Origin of the sequence: Chamaesiphon sp. VAR_48_metabat_135_sub, assembly GCF_031418915.1 — a bacterium.
Lineage (GTDB): Bacteria > Cyanobacteriota > Cyanobacteriia > Cyanobacteriales > Chamaesiphonaceae > Chamaesiphon.
In genome coordinates this window covers 23726-44565 of the sequence record NZ_JANOJV010000063.1, presented here as the reverse complement: position 1 = coordinate 44565, position 20840 = coordinate 23726, and the positions used below count along the sequence as shown (strand labels likewise).

Below are 20840 nucleotides of genomic sequence, written 5' to 3'. Positions count from 1 at the left end.
GCTGCTAATTTTCGAGGAAATTGAATGCCAAAGCAAATAATTATTGCGGAGCAACACCGCATTGGTGCCGTATTTGGGGAAGACCAAATTCAAGAATTGGTAGTAGCGACCGGACAACATCAGGTCAGTGATATCTATCTTGGCATCGTCGAAAATGTGTTGCCAGGGATCGATGCTGCATTTATCAACATCGGCGATCCGTCTCGCAATGGATTTATCCACGTTACCGATTTAGGCCCGCTCAGACTCCGACGCAGTTCCGGCTCGATTACTGAATTGCTCGCACCACAACAAAAAGTGTTGGTGCAGATCATGAAAGAACCAACGGGAAATAAAGGCCCCAGGCTGACTGGCAACGTCAGCCTGCCAGGTCGTTATGTCGTGTTGATTCCGTTTGGTAAAGGGGTAAATCTCTCCCGCCGAATTCGTTCCGAAGGCGAACGCAATCGGTTGAGAGCATTAGCCGTCCTTGCCAAACCAGCAGGGATGGGACTCTTAGTTCGGACCGAAGCTGAAGACACCACAGAAGAGGCAATTTTAGAAGATCTAGAACAACTCCAAAAACAGTGGGAAATCGTCCAGCAAGATGCTAACTCCACTCGTGCCCCAGCATTACTCAATCGCGATGATGACTTTATCCAAAGAGTCCTCAGAGACATGTACGCCGATGATGTCAATCGGATCGTCGTAGACTCCCAGCAGGGTCTCAAACGGGTCAAACAGACTCTGTTGGGGTGGAATGACGGTCAGTTACCTTCCGGTGTCGTTGTAGACCAGCATCGCGAACGCCAACCGATTCTCGAATATTTCCGTGTCAATGCGGCAATTAGAGAGGCATTAAAACCCAGAGTAGACTTACCTTCGGGCGGTTATATTATCATCGAGCCAACTGAAGCATTAACGGTAGTTGATGTCAACTCTGGTTCCTTTACTCGATCGACCACCTCTCGCGAAACAGTATTATGGACGAACTGTGAAGCCGCCACTGAAATTGCCCGCCAGATGAGGCTGCGGAATATCGCTGGGGTGATCATTATCGACTTCATCGATATGGATTACCGCAAAGATCAACTCCAAGTCCTAGAGCACTTTAACAAGCAACTAAGAGTCGATAAAGCCCGACCTCAAATCGCCCAACTATCCGAATTAGGACTAGTCGAACTCACCCGCAAACGCCAAGGTCAAAATATTTACGAGCTATTTGGAGAAACCTGTAGCACTTGCGGTGGTTTAGGGCATTTAGCCCACGTTCCAGGCGAAGCTGTGTATGGTGCAGATGGCGAAGCAGTACCGATTTCTCTCGTCACCACCGCACCTCAACGAGAACATCGCAGTCGCGGCAATACAGACAATTCATCACTCTCAGGAAGAGGATTGTCTAGAGGACCGCGCCGGAACGATCGCACCTTACCAGATCCGCGTCAATCGGTACCAGAATGGAATACTGTCGATCCAGAAGGAACAGAAAGTGAGGATGATTTTAATCTAGTCAATCATCCTAGTTATCAACAGCAAAACGGTGCTGGCAAAAAACGCCGTCGCAGAGTGGGCCGAATCGACCAAGATGAAGTCGTTCGTAGCGTTCCGCGTCCGACACCTACTAACGATACCCCGCGCACTCCGATCTCCAATGGTGGTGTACCCAGCCGTGGTGCCGTCAATCGTGGGGTTCCGCCCACAGACAATACCGGACGTGCGACCCTAGTCAGTCGTAATTTCGCGCCACCAGAGATCGAAGCATTCGTTTCCGAGACGCTCCCGACAGAATTAACAGCGTTAGCTGACAGTTCCGCCACCGCATTCTCGGACTTGGAACGAGAACGTCCAGGTAAACCGCAACGAGTCAAACCCACTCGCCCGACGATCGAACCACCAGAAGTGGTTCAGGTAGAAATGTCCGATCTGGAAAAGGAAACCTATGCCTGGATGGGAATTTCGCCGTTGGTAAAGTTAGGGCGGGAGTTAAATAACCCCAAAACAGCGATTGTTAATGTCGTCCCGTTAGGTACTTTACCGCTCGAACCAGTCGAACCAGCGGATCGATTCCCCATCGCGTTTGAGCCGGAACAGGATCTCGCTGCTTTGCCCATCGAGCTGCCAATCGCCACAATTGCGCCGCCTGATTTGGCAATTCAGATCGATGCTGAAGTATTATTCCCCACATCGGTTGAAGCAGATCCTGAAGCGGTAGAAGCAGATCGATCGTCCGCACCACTGGACGAAGCGATTGAAACTTCCGTAGAATCTGCAAATATCGAGCTGATGGATGTATTAACAACCATTGGTGATGTATCTGAAGAGCTTTCAGTGCAGCGACGGAGTAAACGTCGATCTTCAGCAATAGTCGATCATTGATCGTTGATAGTTAGGGTTTGATGGTGGGGATTTTAACCTTGCTGTAAAACCCTTACTATTAAATGAGGTGTTGCTGAATTAAGCAATGATTTACTGTGAATTAAATATTCTTCAAGCAAGTTTAGTTGCCATGCATCGGGCGATAACTGGCTTGGAAGTGACACCAGAATTGTGTTTAGTAGATGGAAGCAAATCGATTTCCAATTTAGATCTTCCCCAGCAAACACTAGTCAAAGGAGAAGATCGATCGATCTCGATCGCGGCTGCGAGTATCTTAGCAAAAGTTTGGCGCGATCGATTGATGACAGAGTTAGGTTTGATTTATCCGATGTATCAACTCGACCAGAATAAGGGGTATGGTACAGCTCAACATCTAATTGCGATCGATAAATATGGCATTACACCCGAACATCGGCAGTCATTTAGTCCTTGTCGTCAACAGTTACAGCGCAAGTTACTGGAGTGCTAACGATTGAAATCGTAGCTACAGTTGCAAAGTCCGCCTCTCTTGAAAAGGTGCTCTACTTGCGGCGTTTTTATTCGGGGGTTCCCCCCGAATAAGAAAACGACAAGACAGCGGCTCACTTTTGGACGGGTTCCCCGTCAAAATAAGTGAGACAAGACAGGGAAAACCCCAAGACCGCACTTTTCGCTACGCGGACTAATATTTAGCATAATGAATAATAAGCGATCGATGATATTGGATAAACTGTTAATATTTTTATCGATCGCGATCTCGATTCTCACGCTAGGCCGATTTTTATTCTGGATTTTCCCCTTAGAGTTGCTCACTCACTTTCAGGTTCATTATTTCTGGCTGACGATCGCTTTAATATTACTATTTACAATCTTGTGGCAACGCCAGGAAGTTAAATCTCATATCGCTTTATTTATTCTATTATTTAGTTTGACAGTTAATGGTTTAGATCTAGTGACTTGGTACTTGCCAACCGATCGATCGAGTACAGACAAGACAAATATATTAAAAGTAATGAGCTTTAATATTAATGTTGAAAATAACGATATAGATCGCATCGTTCGCAGTATTAAATTTATCGATCCAGATCTAGCTTTAATTGTTGAAATCGATGCAGCAATGATGAAAATGATTGGAGCAATGACAAGCGATCGACTCCCTTACAGCTTTCGATCTACTGGGGGCGGGCTGGCGATATTTAGCAAATCCCCCCTTGATGATAGTAGCAGTGAAAAATTCCTAGGAAGTAACGAAACCAATCTAGTTACTCATCTTAAATATCGAGATAAACGAATTCAAATTGTTGGTACTCATCCCTTTGTACCAGTTAAATCACCAACATTTAACCGCCGAAATCTCCAGCTTGACGCATTGGCAAATTATTTAGAGCGCGATTCTCAGCCGACAATTCTCATGGGAGATTTTAATCTTACTCCTTGGTCGCCTTACTATCGAAAATTCATCAGTAAAACTACCTTACACAATACGCGACATGGCTTTGGTATCTTACCCAGTTGGATTCGTTCTTCTACTTGTGTCAAATTACCACAATTCTTACTTCCCTTTCTGAACATTCCGATCGACCATATTTTTGTCAGTAAAGATTTTAAAGTTGTGAATACTTATACTGGAGATAATGGAAACTCCGACCACGCACCAATTATTTCGGAATTAATAATGTGAACTATCGCACCGCCCGAAAAAACAGTGCGTTAAGCTATCGCGAACACACCCTACTTATTACTTAACGCAAGTCGCTAGTTATAACCAAGGTTAAATATTTTGGGATTAGGTATTGGGTCTTGCGTATTAGCGATGGGATAAAACCTAAAACCTAATAGCTAAAATCTAACACCCATTTCACTAAAAACCCATAACTAGCAACTTGGGTTACTTATTACTTATTTTAAATCTCCCCCATTGGCTTCCCATTCAAGATCGATCGAGAGTAGTCACTGTCAGTCCCCGTATTTGCCCAAGCCACATAATCAGCTAGTAATTGGTGCATCAATCTTTGTTTGAAGGCACTCAAAATGCTTTTGAGTAGACTATTTCCAGCAGATTCTACAATTGCTTTGGGCGTAAAGCTCAATGGTGGTGGGAGGGCGACTTGGACTTGGAGATCCGCACGTCCTGACAGATAGGTTTGTCCCTGTTGCTCGTAGGGTGACAACTTACCAACGAGTTCGAGACTAAAACGTTGGTTGATATAATCAATGCCCCGAATTTCGCAATTGGTAGAAGCAATCCGCACCGTACCATCTGCTTCTGTCCAAACTCGCAAAAATACTGTCGGCTGAAGATCGAATCCAAAAAAACTTAGGGTTCGCATCGTCAGGCAAAACTCATCATCACTAACCTGTTTGATGCGATTTGAATCGACTAGAGATCGAACTAGACGATGGGGCTGACGTAGATAGTGTTGAATGGGGATAGAGTGTTTTGGTACAGCCATATCAACCGATCGATCCGCCGTAAATTTAACGATTTGCATATGTAGAGGCAGGAGTTAGAGACTAGTACCAACGTGCAGAACTATTAATTGTGAATACCGATCGAATTGGCATCAAATTAAAGATCGGAAAATTAGCGAAAAAATAAGTTTTAATTAGCTGACCGATAGTTGCGATAAAATACAGCTATCTAGAATTTTATCGCATTCGCGATCTAGATTTCTAGGTAAACTAGACAAAATCGGTGTTTTTACCAAACTAATACAGTAATTGTGCTGTAAATTGTGAACTGTGAATTGTCTATGACTTTGAAGATCGCTCATTTGGGACCTACGGGTACTTACACCGAAGCCGCAGCTCTGACTTATACCGAGACAGAACTTTCGGGTGCTGATTTTTGCCTGCAGCCTTATCCCAGTATCGCGCAAACTCTCAAAGCCTTAGCCAGTGGTGAAGTGGGGCTGGCGATCGTTCCAGTCGAAAACTCGATCGAAGGTAGTGTCACGATGACCTCCGATACGATTTGGCAACTAGCAGCGACGATCCAAATTCAACAAGCGATCGTCTTACCGATCCATCATGCCTTAATTTCTGTCGCCACGGACTTAAGTAAAATTGAGATGGTGTATTCCCATCCTCAAGCTCTAAGTCAGTGTCAGGAATGGCTACAACAGCATCTACCTCAAGCTGCACGAATTTCTGAAAATTCAACTACTGCAGCCCTCAGCACCCTCGCAACTCTACCTCACGCAGCCGCAATTTCTTCAGTGCGAGCGGCAAACTTATACAATTTACCCGTCTTGGCGCAGCCAATTAACGATCGCCCCGATAATCAGACCAAATTTTGGGCGATTAGTTTGCAACCGACACTGACGGGAAATTGTACATCTGTTGCCTTTAGTTTGCGATCGAATACGCCAGGTGGACTCATGGCAGCTTTGGGCTTCTTTGCCAATCGAGGTTTGAACTTAAGCCGCATCGAGTCTCGTCCTAGTAAACGTTCGCTGGGAGAATATCTATTTTTTATCGACATCGAAACCGATATTAATAATTGCCGCCAATTAAAATCTGCCCTAGCCGATTTGGATGCTTATGCCGAAACCGTAAAAAACTTTGGTAGTTATCGCACGATTATCATCGAACCAACATAGTTAATTTAAATAGTTGATAATTACATCTCCCTGTTCGTGTAGCGGCTGCTTTAACAAACGGACAGAGTATTGAAGCAGCGAACTGTGCTGGAGCATGTTTTCTCTAGATCTCGCTGTCACAAGATTATGGACTATCTTGTTTGATTTGCTCTTGAAGTAGGGAGGCTTTTAGACTAGATATCTAAAGAAAATTTTAAAATAGCCAAACTCAATCTAACCATTTATTCAGAGTAATTGGGTTCTACGTCTTTCTAACCTCTACCCTCTAGCCCCTTTAATTATGTTGGTTGCCATTATTCCAGAATTACTACTACCATCTGGGCAGCTTGCCCAGTCAGGATTACCAGATTTCACTCAGCCCCAATCTCTCAACCAGATTGCCAGTCACTTGCCGATCTCGATCGCCATTTTTGCGATTCTAGCCATTGGATTGTCGGTAGGAATGGCTTTATTTAACTTTTCGCTCCGAAATTATCCCCAACAGCGCAATGTTGTCATTGGCGATTGGATGATGCGCTCGACTCAATTGATGAAAGTATTGCAGCAAACATTACTAATCTCAATTATCTTGCTAGCTGGATTTGGATTTTGTTCGACATTAGCTAGTCGTCAGAGCAGTTGGGAGCAGGCAAAAACCGCCCAAACAACCCCGACAATCGCTGGTGAATTAGTGCGGCAATCTTCACCCCAAGTAAGCTATACCAGTCAAGAACCCTATGTCTATACCACCGAACTCGAGGGCAAACTGGTAAAAGTTCAAGACAAAAAAGATGTCACTCGCCAGTCATCCGTCAGCGGATCGAATCTCCAACTCTCAATCGCGCCAACTTCTAATAAATCTGGCGATAGCCAGAATTATCTGATTGACTTTAAAGGAGATTACCAAATTACCAATCCAATCGGGACGACAGATCGATTTGTATTTCAGATCGATCCGCCTACAGGTTATTCGCTCCTGCAAAACTTTGGAGTCGAACAGAATGGAAAAAGATTAGCAACAACTAATCCAGGCGAATATCGTTTTCCCCTCCAAATTGCTCCTGGTAGCGTCAGTAAACTCCGCGTCAGTTATCGCGCCCAAGGCTCTCCCCAGTGGGTTTATAGTGCTAAAGATGGCTCCTTGGCAAACTTTTGGATGTCGATCGATTCTAAAGTGCCCAGACTCAATTTTGTCAGTGGGATCGCACCGACGAAAGTAACTAGTACTGGCGATCGTCAAATCTTTACTTGGGCATTTAACCAAAATGCCTCAGTTCAAAAACCTTTTGGTGTAGCCGTTTCTGCCCCTATTGCTGCCCAAACTGGGACATTGCCCCTGTTATTACTTCTCGCCCCTGGTATTTTCCTCTGGTGGATTTTGCTGTTGTGTCTCTCGATGCCAATGCGACTAGAGGATATCGCGATCGCTGGATGTGCATTTTTTGCGGGCATGTTCGCGCTCACCTATGTCAGTCGGATCGCCGATCCGCTGAATGTCTGGAGTGGTATCTCGATCTGTTTACTCCTTTTAGTCTGGGGCTTAGGACGCAATAATTGGCGTATTTCTCTAGCGGCAATTATTTGCACGATCTTAGGTGTCATCCTCCCTGTCTATGGCTTTTCCATCGGTGCTCGTGGCGTGATGCTTAGTATTGCCGCTTTACTATCAGTAACTTGGTTGGCTGTGCGTAATTGGTATAACTGGTATCATTTAGCACCTACTGATTCAGGGGTCGATCGGCCAATTTATGAAGATCCAGAGGGGGTTTTTACCCGTCAAGATCTGTTAGAAGAGTCTGCTCAATATAACCAAATCAACCCAGCCACACCTAGCACTGACGATATTACTCAACGACTTCAAGACAAAACCTAATCTAAGTATACTAAGTGAATTAGTTGATATTTTTTTGCAATCGAATCACAGACTAAAACGCTAAGATTCTTGCGGGAAGCTTTGTCTGGCGACATTTACCTTTCTGTTGACGTTGGAAAATCAGTAAGTTATATTTGAAACATCCAGCGAATCTGCTGACAGCCCCGTATAAAAAAGAACAATGAACAAATTTTCTCTCTTATCGTTAAGTGCAGTCGCTACTGCCATTCTCTTTGCACCGATGTCAGCACAAGCGATGGTTGCCGCTCCTGTCAATCTGGCTATTGCGGCTTCAGGCACTGAAGGACAAAATATTTTTGCCAGTAGTGGTGTCAGTATTGGTGGTAACGTTGCTACTGGCGGCGGTATCATTCAGGCACCACAAAACATTACTACTGGCACTAGTCCTGTCATAGCTACGTACTTAGGAAGTACCGCATCTTACAAAGATCTGCTGTATTTGATGGTTGATAATAACCGAGCGAACGATGTTTTACTCTTCGACAATAAACTTTCGGCAGTTAACAGTACTGTTGACTTGGGAAGTTTTATGAATGGAACACAATTAAACTTTAGATTGCATGTCACCGAGACTGGTAGAGACTTTTTCACAGGCGGTTCCCATGCCAGAGTCCAAAACTATGGACCTGATACAACTTTAGTCAGCTTTGAAGATGACGTTGATATGCAGTTTAATGACCTGAGTTTTTCGCTCTCGTCAACTCAATCGTCACTTCCCTTGGCAGCGGCAGCGGCAACAGATGTTCCCGAACCATTTACCATTGTTGGTACTTTGCTTGGTACAACAGCAGCCTTCCGCATGAAAAAGAAATTAGGTGATTCTGATAAAGTGTAATCTGAGTTTCACAGGCAATTTTTAGATTAATGATCGCCTTACTAGTATTTAACTAGTGAGGCTATTTTGTCAAAAATATGTTTAATTTATCTGTCTATAAAATGGTTGACAATTAGTCAATTAAGTAATAATTACAGAGAGTAATCGCAATCCAAATAACTCGTCAAAGTACTGGAGTAATTGCCTGTTTTTTACCACCTTTTCCCATAAATTTCTTTTGTTGTCGCCGCCGCTGAATAATTCGTTCGATTCCCGAACGATCGAGATAGGGATCGAGTAAATGCAGGGACCGAGCGGGGAACGGCGAATTGCTAAGATAAGTTTTGGTCGTGTTTTTTTGAGTAATTGTGACTTTCCAGGGCATATAATCGATGCCTTGGGATTCAGAACTAAAAATTACTTGTCGTCCAGCGATTTTGACCGTAATTTTAATAGATGGATAGTCATCGATTCGATCGAATGCGGGTTGATAACTTCCGACTTGGAGCGGAGTTTTTGATAAGGTATCTAAGAATTTAGTTGTTACTGCTGCCGGAATTTTTACTTTAGTCGTCTGCTGTTGATGAATACCTGCGGCACCATAACCGCCAACAGCAACATACGCATTACCCACTAATTCTTGACGTTTTAGTCGTAACTTAGAATGACGCAAGATTGGGGTGATATCAGAATATCCATTCCAATCATTAATAATTTCAACGGTCTCCGATCGCTTCACATTGACGATCGTCGATAGCAATACTGGTGGCTGATTCTGGATCGATCGATTCTCGTTTTTAGAGCCTGCACCCACGACCCGTGAATTAGTGCAACTACTGCATAGTAGTAGTAACAACAAGGGTGAGAGTTTTTTGAACATAGACCAAATCGGCGTATGAAAGGAAGAGGGAAGGAAGAAGAAGGGAGAGGGGAGGAGCATCCCACTTTGATTGATTGTTCGTAAAATAAAGTATCAAGAACCAGTCATCAGACTATTCAGCGATCGTGTTTATTTCCTCTTTAAGAACTTTAAAAAGTGGGATGCTCCCTGAGAGGGGGAGCTATCGTTTGTTGCAAAAATACGATTCGATTGGGGCTGTAAGCCCCTTTTCCGCAAATGCCCTCACATCTAGAGCCTAAAGCCTAACACCTAACACCTAACACCTAATTTAATCTCCAGCAAAGATATAGCGACGTAATTCGGCGGGATCTGGTTCGGGACTATTTTCAGCAAACTCTACTGAATCATCGATTAGATCCTGAATTTCTCGATCGAGTGCGGTAAGTTCATCCTGAGTCATTAAACCTTCACTCACCAGATAGCTTGCCAATTTTTTAATCGGATCGCGAGCGTTCCAGAAATCTTTTTCTTCCTTAGGTCTGAGTTCGTCAGGATCTGCCAAGGAGTGCCCGCGAAAACGGTACGTAAGGGCTTCAATTAGGGTTGGCCCTTCTCCAGCACGAGCACGAGCAACCGCCTCTTTGGCGACCCGATAGACGGCTAAAACATCCATCCCATCGACTTGGATTCCAGGCATCCCAAAGGCAGCACCTTTGGTATAGATTTCGGGAATCGATGTAGCGCGTTCGTGGGACATGCCGATCGCCCATTTATTATTTTCGACGACATAAATCATCGGCAATTTCCATAAAGCTGCCATATTCAGACATTCAAAGAATTGCCCGTTATTCGCCGCCCCATCCCCAAAGAAACAAGCAGACACCAGATCGGAACTAGCATCCCCAAGCGCATCCCGCCGATATTTACTGGCAAAAGCGGCACCTGTCGCCACGGGAATCCCTTCCGCGACAAACGCATAACCGCCCAATAATCCATGTTCTTTAGAAAACATATGCATCGAGCCACCGCGCCCCTTGCTACAGCCTGTTTCCTTGCCAAATAATTCCGCCATCACTTCACGGGCGGGTACGCCAGCACTGAGCGCGTGAACGTGGTCTCGATAAGTACTAGAAACATAGTCCTCGCCTGGACGCATCGCTTTGATTACGCCTGAGGACACTGCTTCTTGACCGTTATACAGATGGACAAAACCAAACATTTTGCCCCGATAGTACATCTCCGCACATTTATCCTCGAAGAAACGACCGAGAATCATGTCACGGTATAATATTAAGCCTTCTGCTTTGGTGATTTCTCCCGACTTTGGCTCAAATACGGGTAAAGTTCTCTCTTGAACCATTAGTTTGTTTTATCCACTTGTATTCGATCGATATTGTCCCCTATTTAGGTAGTGGTGGCTAGTCCTAATTTAGGGGTTCGGGGTTCGGGATTCGGGATTCGGGGTTCGGGGTTCGGGGTTCGGGGTTCGGTTTTCTGTGCTTGTAATCAATTTATCTCCCCACACTCCCCGCTCCCCGCTCCCTTCACAACCCAATTTGGTAACATTAAGTCAAATGTAGAGTAATATGTTCTTCAGCTTGAATGTGTGTTGGCGTAAGCCTGTCGAGGTTACTCAAAGTCGGTTGCAGCAAAAAATCAAGCTCCGTGCTAAAATTTTGCTATTCTTAACTGCAGCCAAAGTTGATAACTGAGTAACTGTTAACTGTGTTGTTCCTGATGTATTAGGTGAACTGTGCGAATACCGCTTGATTATTATCAGATTTTAGGCATACCGGAGAGAAATCTATCGGAACTAGAGCAAGCATATCAAGACCGCTTGCTCCAATTACCTCGACAAGAATATTCCGATGCGGCGATCGAGTCTCGCAAACGATTGATTACAGTCGCTTATCAGGTGTTAAGCGATCCACAGCAACGCGCGAAATACTCAGCTACGCAAGCTTCCTCAGTATTTGGGGATGTCGAAAATTCAGCAGCTAACACCAATTCTGTACCTACCCCGTTCCACCATCGTCCAGAACTAGATATTGCTCCAGAGCATTTTCTGGGCGGACTCTTGATCTTATTCGAGCAGGGTGAGTACGAGGAAATTAATAGTATTTGTATGCCGTATCTAGGCAATAATGGGCGGAGTAGTAATAGTGGTAGCTTGCATCCTCACCCACTCTCCCCCTTGACACCTAGTGGTAACTTGCATCCACAATTGGCAAGTAAAGTCGATCCCCTGCCACTTGCCAAATTGAAGCAGACAGCTAGTGGCACACATATCATCCCGCTCAAGCCGGATATCGTACTGGCAATGGTATCTTCATTTTGGGAACTAGGCGAGCGAGAATCGCGGGATAGTTGCTATGAAGAGGCGGTAATTCACTATGAAACCGCCAAAAAGATTCTCGTCCAGGAAGATTTATTCCCTCAAATTCAAGGGCAAATCGATCGGCGGCTCGATCGCTTGCAGCCACATCGGATCTCATCATTAGTATCACTGCCACTCGATCGACACGAACAGCGGCGACAGGGGATTCAATTCCTGGAAGAACTACTAGAAAGTGCCTGCACGAACGAATTGCAGTGCCAAGAGCGATTTGGACTCAATAGCGAAAGCACGATTCCCTTTATCCATGAAACCCTACCGCATCTCACGGCAGCGGAACAGCGGAATTTATTCAGTCAATTAGCCCGAGAGTCTCATCAACTGGGTTCCAAAGCTTTGAACGTGATGCAATTAGCCTGCACCTATCTTCACGTTTATGCACTGATCGCTCAAGGATTTGCCTATCGTAATCCCCAGTTGATTTACACTGCCCAGCAAATCTTACAGTATCGCCTCAGTCAAAGAATTGACATGACGATCGAACAGTCAATTTGCGCCCTACTATTAGGTCAAACAGAAGAAGCCAATCAAATGCTCTTAACAGCAGCAGAGTCGGCTGCTTTAGTGGTAATTCGCCAGCAATCGCAAGGATTGCCAACTCTGCTCAGAGGCTTGTGTTGGTATATCGAATCGTGGTTAAAAGATGAAGCCTTTCCCTGTTTTCGCGATTTAGTAACTAGCGATCCGGCACTAGAGGCTTATTTTAACGATCGTGATGTCCAAGATTTTGCCGACCGAATGCCTGCTACCGATCCCAGTATTACAGGCTGGGCGACATCTTCACCTCAACTGATCGATGTGCCGCCGTCAGGGGATCTATCGATCTCTGGCAACTTGCAACAGCAGAACTTAGCTCGTCAGACATCAACACCCCCGATCCTATCATCTAGCTCGATCGGTCGCCGTCCGAGTAGTTTAAATGCAGTCTGGCAACCAGGATCGGATCGATTGGGAATTGGCAATGTGACCCCAGCCATCAGGGTGGAGCCGATCGCCCCACCACCGCCGCCCGAACCAGTCCCGACTGGAGAAACAGAGACGACTAGTAATGTGATTCAGTTTGAGCAAGAACGCCAACGTCGTCGTTCGATGCCCACTGCGAGAACGATCGACGGAGAATTCGAGCAAATCTATCTCAACGAGCGTCCCCATACAGCCATCACGCCGACAACCAGCAGTCAACTAGTACCTGCTAGCAAAGCGGGACAATTGGCAAGAAGCAGCAGTGGATCTAGTACGATCATTCGACCGCGCCGCGCTCGTCGCAAACCAAATCTTCCCCGGATTTTGTTAGTTGCCACTGGTGGTGCTACCTTCTTGTGGGGAGCTGGCTGGCTGGTAGATACCGCGATCCGAGGTTTATTTAGACCTGGAGCGACAACCGCAACGATCTCCTCTGTACCCAGTCCTCCTGTATCTAATAATTCTACTCTGGTTAAACCGTCATCAAAACCTGCCTCCCCACCACCGCTAGTCGGAGTATTGACTACTGATGTTGCCGAGCAGATCGTCACAAAATGGTTGAGCGCGAAGACAAAATCCTTGAGTAACGAGCATCAAATCTCCCAATTAAAAGATATTCTGGCAGAACCTGCATTGTCTAGTGCAATCGAGCGCGTCCAAACCAGCAAAGTCAGTGGCGTACATTGGCAGTACAAACATCGCAATATTGGGGTAGCTTCAATCTCCCAATCGAGTCCTCAGTCAAATGTGGCTACCATTCAAGCGCGAGTCACCGAAGATGCCCAATACTATGAAGGAGATCGATTGAGGACTGACAGATCCTATTCCAAACAACTATTGGTTCAATACAATCTCGTCCGCCAAAAAGATGGCTGGTACATTAAAGATATGGGTGTAGTCGATCGACTTTAGGATTTAGGTTTTCCCTTGCGTCTTCCTTAATTCACGATCGGTTCATCCGCGCTTACACTCTGGTAATTTGACAATTCATGCTCGATCGTCTGGTTCAAGCTTATACTCCGCTAATTTGTTGGACGGGGTTAGGTATTCTGTCGGTGAGGTTTCTTCCCTCTGCTTTTCCGCATTGGCTTGGACGTGGCTTATATTGGATTGGAGTACCGATCGAGATTTTTTCCCTCGCTCGTCAGACAACCTTTGACGAACGCGCCCAATTAGCCCCGACAATTACGATCGCGTCTCTACTACTGGGATTGGGATTAGGTTGGATTAGTCTTGCGATCTGGCAAAGATTACAGCCAGATCTGCCAGCCCGAACACCTGGACTCCAAGGGAGTTTACTGCTGTGCTCGATGCTAGGTAATACTGGATTCGTGGGGCTGGCAATCGTCCCATTTTTTGTATCAGAGCTAGATTTAAGCTGGGCCGTACTCTATAGTGTCACTCAAAATGTCTTTGGTACTTATGGTTTGGGCGTGTTAGTCTCCAGCTATTATGGTCGTCAAGGCACGGGATCTAATCAATGGTGGATGCAGTTTAAAGATCTGCTCTCTGTGCCCTCTCTCTGGGGATTTGCACTAGGTTCTCTGACGCGAACAATTCCACTCCCAAAATTAGTCGAATCGAGCCTTCATGCCTCGATTTGGGTGGTGATTCCAGGGGCATTTATTTTGATGGGAATTCGATTAAGTCAGATTCAGGGCTGGCAAAGTCTCAAGCTCGCACTGTTACCAGCTATTCTCAAAACAATCGTCATGCCAACGATTGTCGGGATTTCGATTACAATGATGGGGATGAGTGGCGATCCACGCTTGGGTTTGGTGCTGATGTCGGGGATGCCTTGTGCTTTTGCGGGGTTGATTCTCGCTGAAGAGTACAATCTTAATGGCAATCTCGTGGCAAGTAGTATTATTGTCAGTACGGCAATCTTTCTGGCGATGATTCCAGTTTGGTTGTATCTTTATTAGCGATCGACAGTCAATTGCGATAAAAGCCCATTGCCTAAAATAACATTAGATTGTAGTGTACTTTGCGCAGTGATAATCTGAGTCGTGTCTTAGGGCGTGTTAGGAAGTAGCAGCGAGCATACCAAATACTAGCTTGGGCGATTACTGTTGGCGAAACCGCAATCTATACCCGTGAAAAGCTTCATTTATGCGGATTCGATCGGATCTGTCAATTTAAGCGATCGATATTCAGTATATTTGTCGATTCGGAAAATCTACTAATTTTGGTAGAGTGATCTGTGGCACATGTACTAGGTTCGTCGTATCTCTATTCGCGATCGATCTTCAAACACTGTGCTCTGCGAACTGGGTTTTCCAAATCTCGAATATTCAATATGACTCAATCACAAACCAGCAATTTAACAATTACGCCACAAATGCCGATAAATCCTGTTGCAGCAACAGAATTACGTCCGTGGGGATCTTTTACAATCCTAGAAGAAGGTAGAGGACATAAAATTAAACGGATCGAAGTAAAACCCGGACATCGCCTCAGCCTCCAGATGCACTACCATCGCAGCGAACACTGGATTGTCGTGTGTGGAACCGCAATGGTGACATGCGACGGTAAAGAGGAAATTCTCCATAGCAATCAATCTACTTACGTACCTGCTTGCACCAAGCATCGATTAGAAAATCCAGGTGTGATCCCCCTGGTGATTATTGAAGTCCAAAATGGTGAGTACTTAGGTGAAGATGATATCGTTCGGTTTGAAGATGACTATGCCAGAAATAGTGGCTAGGAATTTCTCGATCGTTGCTGATTCCCGTGTTTCTCTCGTTATAAGATAGAAACATAGGAATGGTTCTACAGAGGTAGTTGAATAATGATTGAAATTACTCAAGCAGCGATCGCAGAAATCGATAGAATGAAAGCAGTACGCGATCTAGCCGATAGCAAATTCCGCATTGGCTTTGCTAGTGGTGGCTGCAAAGATTTTTACTATACGATCGATCTCATAGAATCAAGCGAAGATAGCGATGAGGTCTATGATATCAGTGGTGTCTCACTATCGATCGATCCTCAACAGATCGGACATTTATACAATCTCAAGTTGGACTACTCAGAAGATCTCATGGGCGGCGGTTTCCGCTTTCAAAATTCCATCGCAACTAGTGTCTGTGGTTGTGGTAACTCTTTTAGGCTTTAGGGGAAAGGGGAAAGGGAACAGCAAATATTATTCCCCAGTCTCCCAGTCTCCTAGTCTCCAAATTATCACCAAGCAACATAAGGCAATTTACCAGCGGTAACTTTCGTCTGACTGAGATTTGCGACTAATTGTCCGCAAGCATCCCAGGTCCCATTAGTTAATTGCTGACGGGAGCCTTCACCGATCGAGACTAAGGTGGTAAGCTTACCACATCTGACTCGTAAGGCATTGAGATCGATAGTAATTGGGGTTTGGGGATTTTCTCGTAAAATCTCTTGAAGTTCGGTAATAGTCGCCGTATCCGCGTTGAGACAAGGAATTCCCATTGCGACACAGTTACCGAAAAAGATTTCGGAGAAACTTTCGCCGATGACTACTTGAATCCCCCATTTAGCCAGGGCTTGGGGTGCATGTTCGCGACTGGAGCCGCAGCCGAAGTTACTATTGACAACGAGGACATTTGCACCTTGAAATTGGGGTAAATCGAAGGGGTGTGTACCTTTGAGTTGGATTCGATCGTCTTCAAATACATTAGCACCTAAGCCGTCGAAGGTGACGCAGCGGAGGAAGCGGGCGGGGATAATTCGATCTGAGTCGATGTCGTTTCCAGTGAGAGGGATAGCAGTACCGGAGATGGTGGAGATTTGGCTATTCATGGTTTAGAGGTTAGGGAGTAGGGAGTAGGGATTAGGGGCGAAATCCCCTCCATGGAGGGGTGGCGCGGAGCGACGGGGTGGGTAGATCTCCGCAACAACTCAAGAAATCAGCCGTGCGGAACTTTCATTACTGCTGAGATCTTTACCCCACCTAACCTCCCCTTTCCAAGGGGAGGGACAAGAGATTAGGGCGATCTTAGATCTATTGCACGATCGCTTCGGCTTCGATTTCGACTAAGATATCGGGGGCGATGAGACGGCTGACTTCTATCAATGCCATTGCAGGGCGAATTTCGCTGAAGAATTCGCCGTGGGCTTTGCCGATCAGTTCCCATTCGTCGATATTGGTACAGTAAATCCGGGTACGAACGACATCTGTGAGGCTGGCTCCAGCTTGGTGGAGGGCGGATTCGATGTTGAGGATGATTTGTTTGGTTTGGGCGTATACATCGCCAATTCCGACGAGTTCACCTGCGGTATTTGAAGCGGTGGTACCAGCGACGTGGATGGTGTTACCGATTTTGACAGCGCGGGAATAACCGAGGATTGGTTCCCATTTCGATCCGGTAGAGATATTTTGACGTTGTGACATGATTAATTAGTGAATAGTGGATAGTGAATAGTGAATGGTTTAAGTTTGAAATTCACTCATTAGCCATTTACCAATTTGGGATTGGTCTTGTTCTTTACTGAGAGTTAATGCTGTGGTGATAGTATCGATCGATAAGTTCGGTAATACCAGAGAAGTATCGATCCGTTTGCTACCTCGATCGATCATTTCAAACGCATATATCTGCGACTTTTGCACATCTACGACCCAATATTCAGAAATACCCATCTCTTCATATAGCAATCGTTTTGCACCAAGATCGTCTTCAAGAGTAGTATTAGAAATCTCAATGACTAGGTTTGGAATAGCTTGCTCGTCTAAATTAACAAGCGATTTACCGATGGGTGCTAATCTAGCTTTTTCTCCAGTGTAATAAGATAAATCTGGTTGACATTCTCTGATCCCAGTTTTGCGATAGGTACAGTTATCTAATCCATTAATTGCAATTCCCCCGATCGTACAAAATAGGTTGATAGCAAACGTTAAAATTATGTGGTAGCGAGAGTGATCTGCACCTGTTGGCATATCTTCAATCCTCATGTAGTCGCTATAGTAGTAGCCTTGATGTTGTTCGTGTTCGGGAGAATCGATAATTGAGATATATCTCTCCCAATCAGCCTTTCTCCAGGTATTAGTTACTATTTTTTCCTGTAATTGAATCATGGTGATTACCAGTATTGAATTTCAAACTTGTAAATTAGTTGCTAATTTAACTCGATAGTTTTATGTGCCACTCCGCTGCTTTACGATCGATCTCCTGAATAAATCCATGTTTTCCATCCATATAGCCCTCAATGTCATGTGGATATTTCGACCCTAGCGATTGTTTTAACGCGCTATATGATTCGGCATCTTCAAGATGATTATTCAAATAGTCTCGAAATGCCAGATGTCTTTTAACCTGGGGTGAATCAACCTCGAATACATGAACATGATGGGTTCTAATTCCGGCTGGATTATCTTTCAAGAAAAACCGCCGATCCTTAATTCCAAACTCACCCATACACTGATATCCTAGTGCTTGCATCTGTGAATTATTTTCATCAACTTTGGAGATCGAGCTAACTTCAACCAATATATCGATAATTGGTTTGGCATAAATTGTCTCGATCGAGGTGCTACCAATGTGATGAATTGCGATGACGTTTTCAACTAAGGCAATTGTAATTTGTTTGGATTCAGTCTCAAATAGGGTACGCCAATTTGGATTGTGTGGGACGACCTCGACTTTTCTAGTCATGGCTTTCGATCTTCGATTGACAAATATAAAACCCAATATTTACACCCGTAGATATTAGTGGGGTAGGGTGGGTTTGTTCGAGAATTGCTATTGAAAGCGAATATCTTTAGCATAAACCCGCCCCTACGAATTAATGATGTATGTTACCTATCGATAAACACTATTTTAATTCATCAATTCCCGCACATCGGTAACTTTCCCTGTCACCGCCGCCGCAATTACCATCACTGGCGACATTAATAATGTTCGTCCCGATGAAGAACCTTGACGACCTTTGAAGTTACGATTGGAAGATGATGCACTGATTTGTCGTCCGACTAGTTTGTCGGGATTCATCGCCAAGCACATCGAGCACCCAGCCTCGCGCCATTCAAAGCCTGCGTTTTTAAAAACCACGTCTAACCCTTCGGCTTCGGCTTGTTTTTTCACCCGTTCGGAGCCAGGTACGATGAAGGCTTTAACTCCGGTGGCTACCTGTTTTCCGGCGGCGAATTTGGCGGCTTCGCGTAAATCGGTAATTCGTCCATTGGTGCAGCTTCCGACGAAGCAAACATCGACTTTGGTACCGATAATTGGTGCGCCTGGGGCGAGATCCATATACTGGTAAGCTTCTTCGGCGATCGCACGTTCATCTTCTGGCATCTGTGCTACTGTCGGGATGGGTTCGTCTACGCCGATGCCTTGCGCGGGAGTAATTCCCCAAGTGATTGTGGGCGCGATTTCGGCGGCATCGAAGACGACGACATCATCGTATTGAGCATCTTTATCGCTGCGAATGTTTTCCCACCAAGCGACGGCTTTATCCCAGTCTGCACCCAAGGGTGCAAAATCTAATCCTTTGAGATAATCATACGTCACTCGATCGGGATTAATATATCCACATCTGGCTCCACCTTCGATCGCCATGTTACAGACGGTCATGCGGGCTTCCATATCCATCTGCTCGAAGGTGGTTCCGGCGAACTCATAGGCATAGCCTACACCGCCTTTGACACCGAGTTTGCGAATGATGTGGAGGATGACATCTTTGGCATATACCCCAGGTTGGAGGGTGCCATTAACTTCAATTTTGCGGACTTTTAATTTACCTAAAGCCAGGGTTTGGGAGGCTAATACGTCCCGCACCTGAGAGGTGCCAATTCCGAACGCTATGGCACCAAATGCCCCGTGGGTAGAGGTGTGACTATCTCCACAGGCGATCGTCATTCCTGGCTGGGTTAGCCCCTGCTCAGGCGCAATTACATGGACGATACCCTGGCTACCAGAACCAACGTTGTAGAATCTAATTCCATGCTCTTTGGTGTTATTTTCGAGATGTTGCATCATCTCTTCGGCGAGGCTATCGGCAAGGGGGCGCGATTGGTCTTCTGTTGGTACGATATGATCGACGGTGGCGACGGTACGTTCGGGATAGGGTACTTTCAATCCTCGATCGCGCATCATCGCAAATGCTTGGGGACTGGTGACTTCATGAATCAGGTGCAAGCCGATGAATAGTTGGGTTTGTCCTGATGGTAATACGCCAACGGTATGGGATTCCCAGACTTTATCGAATAATGTATTTTTACTCATGATTTTTTAATTAATTGTGTGCTTCAGGGATCTTTTTTTATTAAACCGCAGCGATTCGCGCTCGTCCATATAGGTCTAATTAATAAGTGGGTAGGTTGGGTTCCGCCAAGTGAAACCCAACAACATCCTCTAAGAAGTCGATATCTATCATCCAGTTTTCATCGACAAAATCTAAATTTTCATCATATATCAAAACTACCTCGCCAATTTTTTGAGATCGATCGGCAAGATCGGCTGCTTTGAGGGAAAATTTGAGCTGTAAAAAGCGATCGACATTTGCTAATCCGATGTAACCACTAGCTAAATCTGCTTGCAAAGTGCGGGGCAAACTAATTTCTTCATGATAGATATCTCGCTCGTCCCAGTAGCCACAAACTTTGTATTCACACAGTTCCAAATGTTCTTTAATTAGTGCCTCACTATCGATTGTTTCCAATATATTTGTTAAATCTTGCCAAACTGGATTAGTTTTTAGTTCAATTTTACTCATAATCGTTGTTACTATTAATGTTCTGTATCTAAGCCAGGGAAGTATAAAACACCATCAATAAATCGGGCGTGGAACCTGCGATTACCACCTTTACCTAAAACTTTGGTTTTTAGATCGTAACCGTATTCTTGTGAAGGAACTAGACCAATACTACCTCTCGGTGAAACTTCTCCTTTTTCGATAGCTTTTAAATGCTTATCATTTTGGTCGTACCTAGATCCTAGATTTATTTGCTCGTCAGCAAAGGAAACTAACAAACCAGCAGTCGATTGATAAATAGTATCTGACTGAACATCAGACCAATTATTTGGTAATGCATCCATTTAATTTGCTAC

At 45.0% G+C, this 20840-nt stretch carries 20 protein-coding genes; 10 read left to right on the top strand and 10 right to left on the bottom strand.

Annotation, left to right across the window (positions count from 1 at the left end; genetic code table 11):
- Positions 1–24: 24 nt before the first annotated feature.
- The 3 genes from RMO55_RS05260 (at position 25) to RMO55_RS05250 (ending at position 4015) form a co-directional block, all read left to right on the top strand.
- On the top strand, positions 25–2355 hold the full coding sequence (locus RMO55_RS05260; protein ID WP_310424546.1) for an Rne/Rng family ribonuclease: 2331 nt from the start codon (positions 25–27) through the stop codon (positions 2353–2355).
- 85 nt (positions 2356–2440) lie between these two features.
- Entirely contained in the window at positions 2441–2824 is a 384-nt protein-coding gene (locus RMO55_RS05255; protein ID WP_310424544.1) for a ribonuclease HII, read from the top strand.
- A 207-nt stretch (positions 2825–3031) separates the two neighbouring features.
- The gene (locus tag RMO55_RS05250) at positions 3032–4015 is read left to right on the top strand and encodes an endonuclease/exonuclease/phosphatase family protein (RefSeq protein WP_310424543.1); all 984 of its coding nucleotides are present in this window, start codon (positions 3032–3034) and stop codon (positions 4013–4015) included.
- Between the two features lie 223 nt (positions 4016–4238).
- Here RMO55_RS05250 and RMO55_RS05245 read toward each other — a convergent pair whose 3' ends face one another.
- Positions 4239–4826 carry a DUF1997 domain-containing protein gene (locus RMO55_RS05245; RefSeq protein WP_310424541.1) on the bottom strand — a complete coding sequence of 196 codons (588 nt, stop codon included), beginning with the start codon at positions 4824–4826 and terminating at the stop codon, positions 4239–4241.
- Between the two features lie 261 nt (positions 4827–5087).
- Between RMO55_RS05245 and pheA the strand changes: the two genes are divergently transcribed.
- From pheA to RMO55_RS05230, 3 genes are all read left to right on the top strand, one after another.
- Positions 5088–5936, top strand: a complete 849-nt coding sequence (gene pheA / locus RMO55_RS05240) for a prephenate dehydratase (RefSeq protein ID WP_310424539.1) — start codon at positions 5088–5090, stop codon at positions 5934–5936.
- Between the two features lie 280 nt (positions 5937–6216).
- Positions 6217–7788, top strand: a complete 1572-nt coding sequence (locus tag RMO55_RS05235) for a hypothetical protein (protein ID WP_310424537.1) — start codon at positions 6217–6219, stop codon at positions 7786–7788.
- Between the two features lie 181 nt (positions 7789–7969).
- Positions 7970–8644: a PEP-CTERM sorting domain-containing protein gene (locus RMO55_RS05230; RefSeq protein ID WP_310424535.1), complete on the top strand. Its 675-nt coding sequence runs from the start codon at positions 7970–7972 to the stop codon at positions 8642–8644.
- Positions 8645–8807: 163 nt separating this feature from the next.
- Here RMO55_RS05230 and RMO55_RS05225 read toward each other — a convergent pair whose 3' ends face one another.
- Positions 8808–9503, bottom strand: a complete 696-nt coding sequence (locus tag RMO55_RS05225; RefSeq protein ID WP_310424533.1) for a hypothetical protein — start codon at positions 9501–9503, stop codon at positions 8808–8810.
- A gap of 289 nt (positions 9504–9792) precedes the next feature.
- Positions 9793–10824 carry a pyruvate dehydrogenase (acetyl-transferring) E1 component subunit alpha gene (gene pdhA / locus RMO55_RS05220; RefSeq protein ID WP_310424531.1) on the bottom strand — a complete coding sequence of 344 codons (1032 nt, stop codon included), beginning with the start codon at positions 10822–10824 and terminating at the stop codon, positions 9793–9795.
- 393 nt (positions 10825–11217) lie between these two features.
- Here pdhA and RMO55_RS05215 point away from each other — a divergent pair, with 393 nt between their 5' ends.
- From RMO55_RS05215 to RMO55_RS05200, 4 genes are all read left to right on the top strand, one after another.
- Entirely contained in the window at positions 11218–13734 is a 2517-nt protein-coding gene (locus tag RMO55_RS05215; RefSeq protein ID WP_310424529.1) for an IMS domain-containing protein, read from the top strand.
- A 77-nt stretch (positions 13735–13811) separates the two neighbouring features.
- Complete coding sequence (locus RMO55_RS05210; RefSeq protein WP_310424527.1) at positions 13812–14747, top strand: AEC family transporter; 936 nt, start codon at positions 13812–13814, stop codon at positions 14745–14747.
- 374 nt (positions 14748–15121) lie between these two features.
- Positions 15122–15529, top strand: coding sequence for a phosphomannose isomerase type II C-terminal cupin domain (locus RMO55_RS05205; protein WP_396134177.1), 408 nt, complete (start codon positions 15122–15124; stop codon positions 15527–15529).
- An 84-nt stretch (positions 15530–15613) separates the two neighbouring features.
- On the top strand, positions 15614–15937 hold the full coding sequence (locus tag RMO55_RS05200; protein WP_310424525.1) for an iron-sulfur cluster assembly accessory protein: 324 nt from the start codon (positions 15614–15616) through the stop codon (positions 15935–15937).
- Positions 15938–16002: 65 nt separating this feature from the next.
- On the opposite strand, the gene leuD is transcribed toward RMO55_RS05200, so the two are convergent.
- From leuD to RMO55_RS05165, 7 genes are all read right to left on the bottom strand, one after another.
- Positions 16003–16593 carry a 3-isopropylmalate dehydratase small subunit gene (leuD, locus tag RMO55_RS05195; RefSeq protein ID WP_310424523.1) on the bottom strand — a complete coding sequence of 197 codons (591 nt, stop codon included), beginning with the start codon at positions 16591–16593 and terminating at the stop codon, positions 16003–16005.
- Positions 16594–16795: 202 nt separating this feature from the next.
- Positions 16796–17185, bottom strand: coding sequence for a RidA family protein (locus RMO55_RS05190; protein WP_310424521.1), 390 nt, complete (start codon positions 17183–17185; stop codon positions 16796–16798).
- 39 nt (positions 17186–17224) lie between these two features.
- The gene (locus RMO55_RS05185) at positions 17225–17866 is read right to left on the bottom strand and encodes a Uma2 family endonuclease (RefSeq protein ID WP_310424519.1); all 642 of its coding nucleotides are present in this window, start codon (positions 17864–17866) and stop codon (positions 17225–17227) included.
- A gap of 46 nt (positions 17867–17912) precedes the next feature.
- Positions 17913–18443 carry a GrpB family protein gene (locus RMO55_RS05180; RefSeq protein ID WP_310424517.1) on the bottom strand — a complete coding sequence of 177 codons (531 nt, stop codon included), beginning with the start codon at positions 18441–18443 and terminating at the stop codon, positions 17913–17915.
- 165 nt (positions 18444–18608) lie between these two features.
- Positions 18609–20015, bottom strand: coding sequence for a 3-isopropylmalate dehydratase large subunit (leuC, locus tag RMO55_RS05175; RefSeq protein WP_310424515.1), 1407 nt, complete (start codon positions 20013–20015; stop codon positions 18609–18611).
- Between the two features lie 79 nt (positions 20016–20094).
- A complete protein-coding gene (locus RMO55_RS05170) occupies positions 20095–20505 on the bottom strand; it encodes a hypothetical protein (protein WP_310424513.1) in 411 nt (136 codons plus the stop codon).
- Positions 20506–20519: 14 nt separating this feature from the next.
- Positions 20520–20828, bottom strand: coding sequence for a hypothetical protein (locus RMO55_RS05165; protein WP_310424511.1), 309 nt, complete (start codon positions 20826–20828; stop codon positions 20520–20522).
- Positions 20829–20840: the final 12 nt, after the last annotated feature.

What these genes read in the sequence shown, in the direction of transcription:
- RMO55_RS05230 (WP_310424535.1), top strand. Translation starts at nt 7,970, where the DNA reads ATGAACAAATTTTCTCTCTTATCGTTAAGTGCAGTCGCTACTGCCATT.
- leuD (WP_310424523.1), bottom strand. Translation starts at nt 16,593, where the DNA reads ATGAATAGCCAAATCTCCACCATCTCCGGTACTGCTATCCCTCTCACT.
- pheA (WP_310424539.1), top strand. Translation starts at nt 5,088, where the DNA reads ATGACTTTGAAGATCGCTCATTTGGGACCTACGGGTACTTACACCGAA.
- pdhA (WP_310424531.1), bottom strand. Translation starts at nt 10,824, where the DNA reads ATGGTTCAAGAGAGAACTTTACCCGTATTTGAGCCAAAGTCGGGAGAA.
- RMO55_RS05235 (WP_310424537.1), top strand. Translation starts at nt 6,217, where the DNA reads ATGTTGGTTGCCATTATTCCAGAATTACTACTACCATCTGGGCAGCTT.
- RMO55_RS05255 (WP_310424544.1), top strand. Translation starts at nt 2,441, where the DNA reads ATGATTTACTGTGAATTAAATATTCTTCAAGCAAGTTTAGTTGCCATG.
- RMO55_RS05245 (WP_310424541.1), bottom strand. Translation starts at nt 4,826, where the DNA reads ATGCAAATCGTTAAATTTACGGCGGATCGATCGGTTGATATGGCTGTA.
- RMO55_RS05225 (WP_310424533.1), bottom strand. Translation starts at nt 9,503, where the DNA reads ATGTTCAAAAAACTCTCACCCTTGTTGTTACTACTACTATGCAGTAGT.
- RMO55_RS05185 (WP_310424519.1), bottom strand. Translation starts at nt 17,866, where the DNA reads ATGATTCAATTACAGGAAAAAATAGTAACTAATACCTGGAGAAAGGCT.
- leuC (WP_310424515.1), bottom strand. Translation starts at nt 20,015, where the DNA reads ATGAGTAAAAATACATTATTCGATAAAGTCTGGGAATCCCATACCGTT.
- RMO55_RS05205 (WP_396134177.1), top strand. Translation starts at nt 15,122, where the DNA reads ATGACTCAATCACAAACCAGCAATTTAACAATTACGCCACAAATGCCG.
- RMO55_RS05190 (WP_310424521.1), bottom strand. Translation starts at nt 17,185, where the DNA reads ATGTCACAACGTCAAAATATCTCTACCGGATCGAAATGGGAACCAATC.
- RMO55_RS05210 (WP_310424527.1), top strand. Translation starts at nt 13,812, where the DNA reads ATGCTCGATCGTCTGGTTCAAGCTTATACTCCGCTAATTTGTTGGACG.
- RMO55_RS05165 (WP_310424511.1), bottom strand. Translation starts at nt 20,828, where the DNA reads ATGGATGCATTACCAAATAATTGGTCTGATGTTCAGTCAGATACTATT.
- RMO55_RS05250 (WP_310424543.1), top strand. Translation starts at nt 3,032, where the DNA reads ATGAATAATAAGCGATCGATGATATTGGATAAACTGTTAATATTTTTA.
- RMO55_RS05260 (WP_310424546.1), top strand. Translation starts at nt 25, where the DNA reads ATGCCAAAGCAAATAATTATTGCGGAGCAACACCGCATTGGTGCCGTA.
- RMO55_RS05200 (WP_310424525.1), top strand. Translation starts at nt 15,614, where the DNA reads ATGATTGAAATTACTCAAGCAGCGATCGCAGAAATCGATAGAATGAAA.
- RMO55_RS05170 (WP_310424513.1), bottom strand. Translation starts at nt 20,505, where the DNA reads ATGAGTAAAATTGAACTAAAAACTAATCCAGTTTGGCAAGATTTAACA.
- RMO55_RS05180 (WP_310424517.1), bottom strand. Translation starts at nt 18,443, where the DNA reads ATGACTAGAAAAGTCGAGGTCGTCCCACACAATCCAAATTGGCGTACC.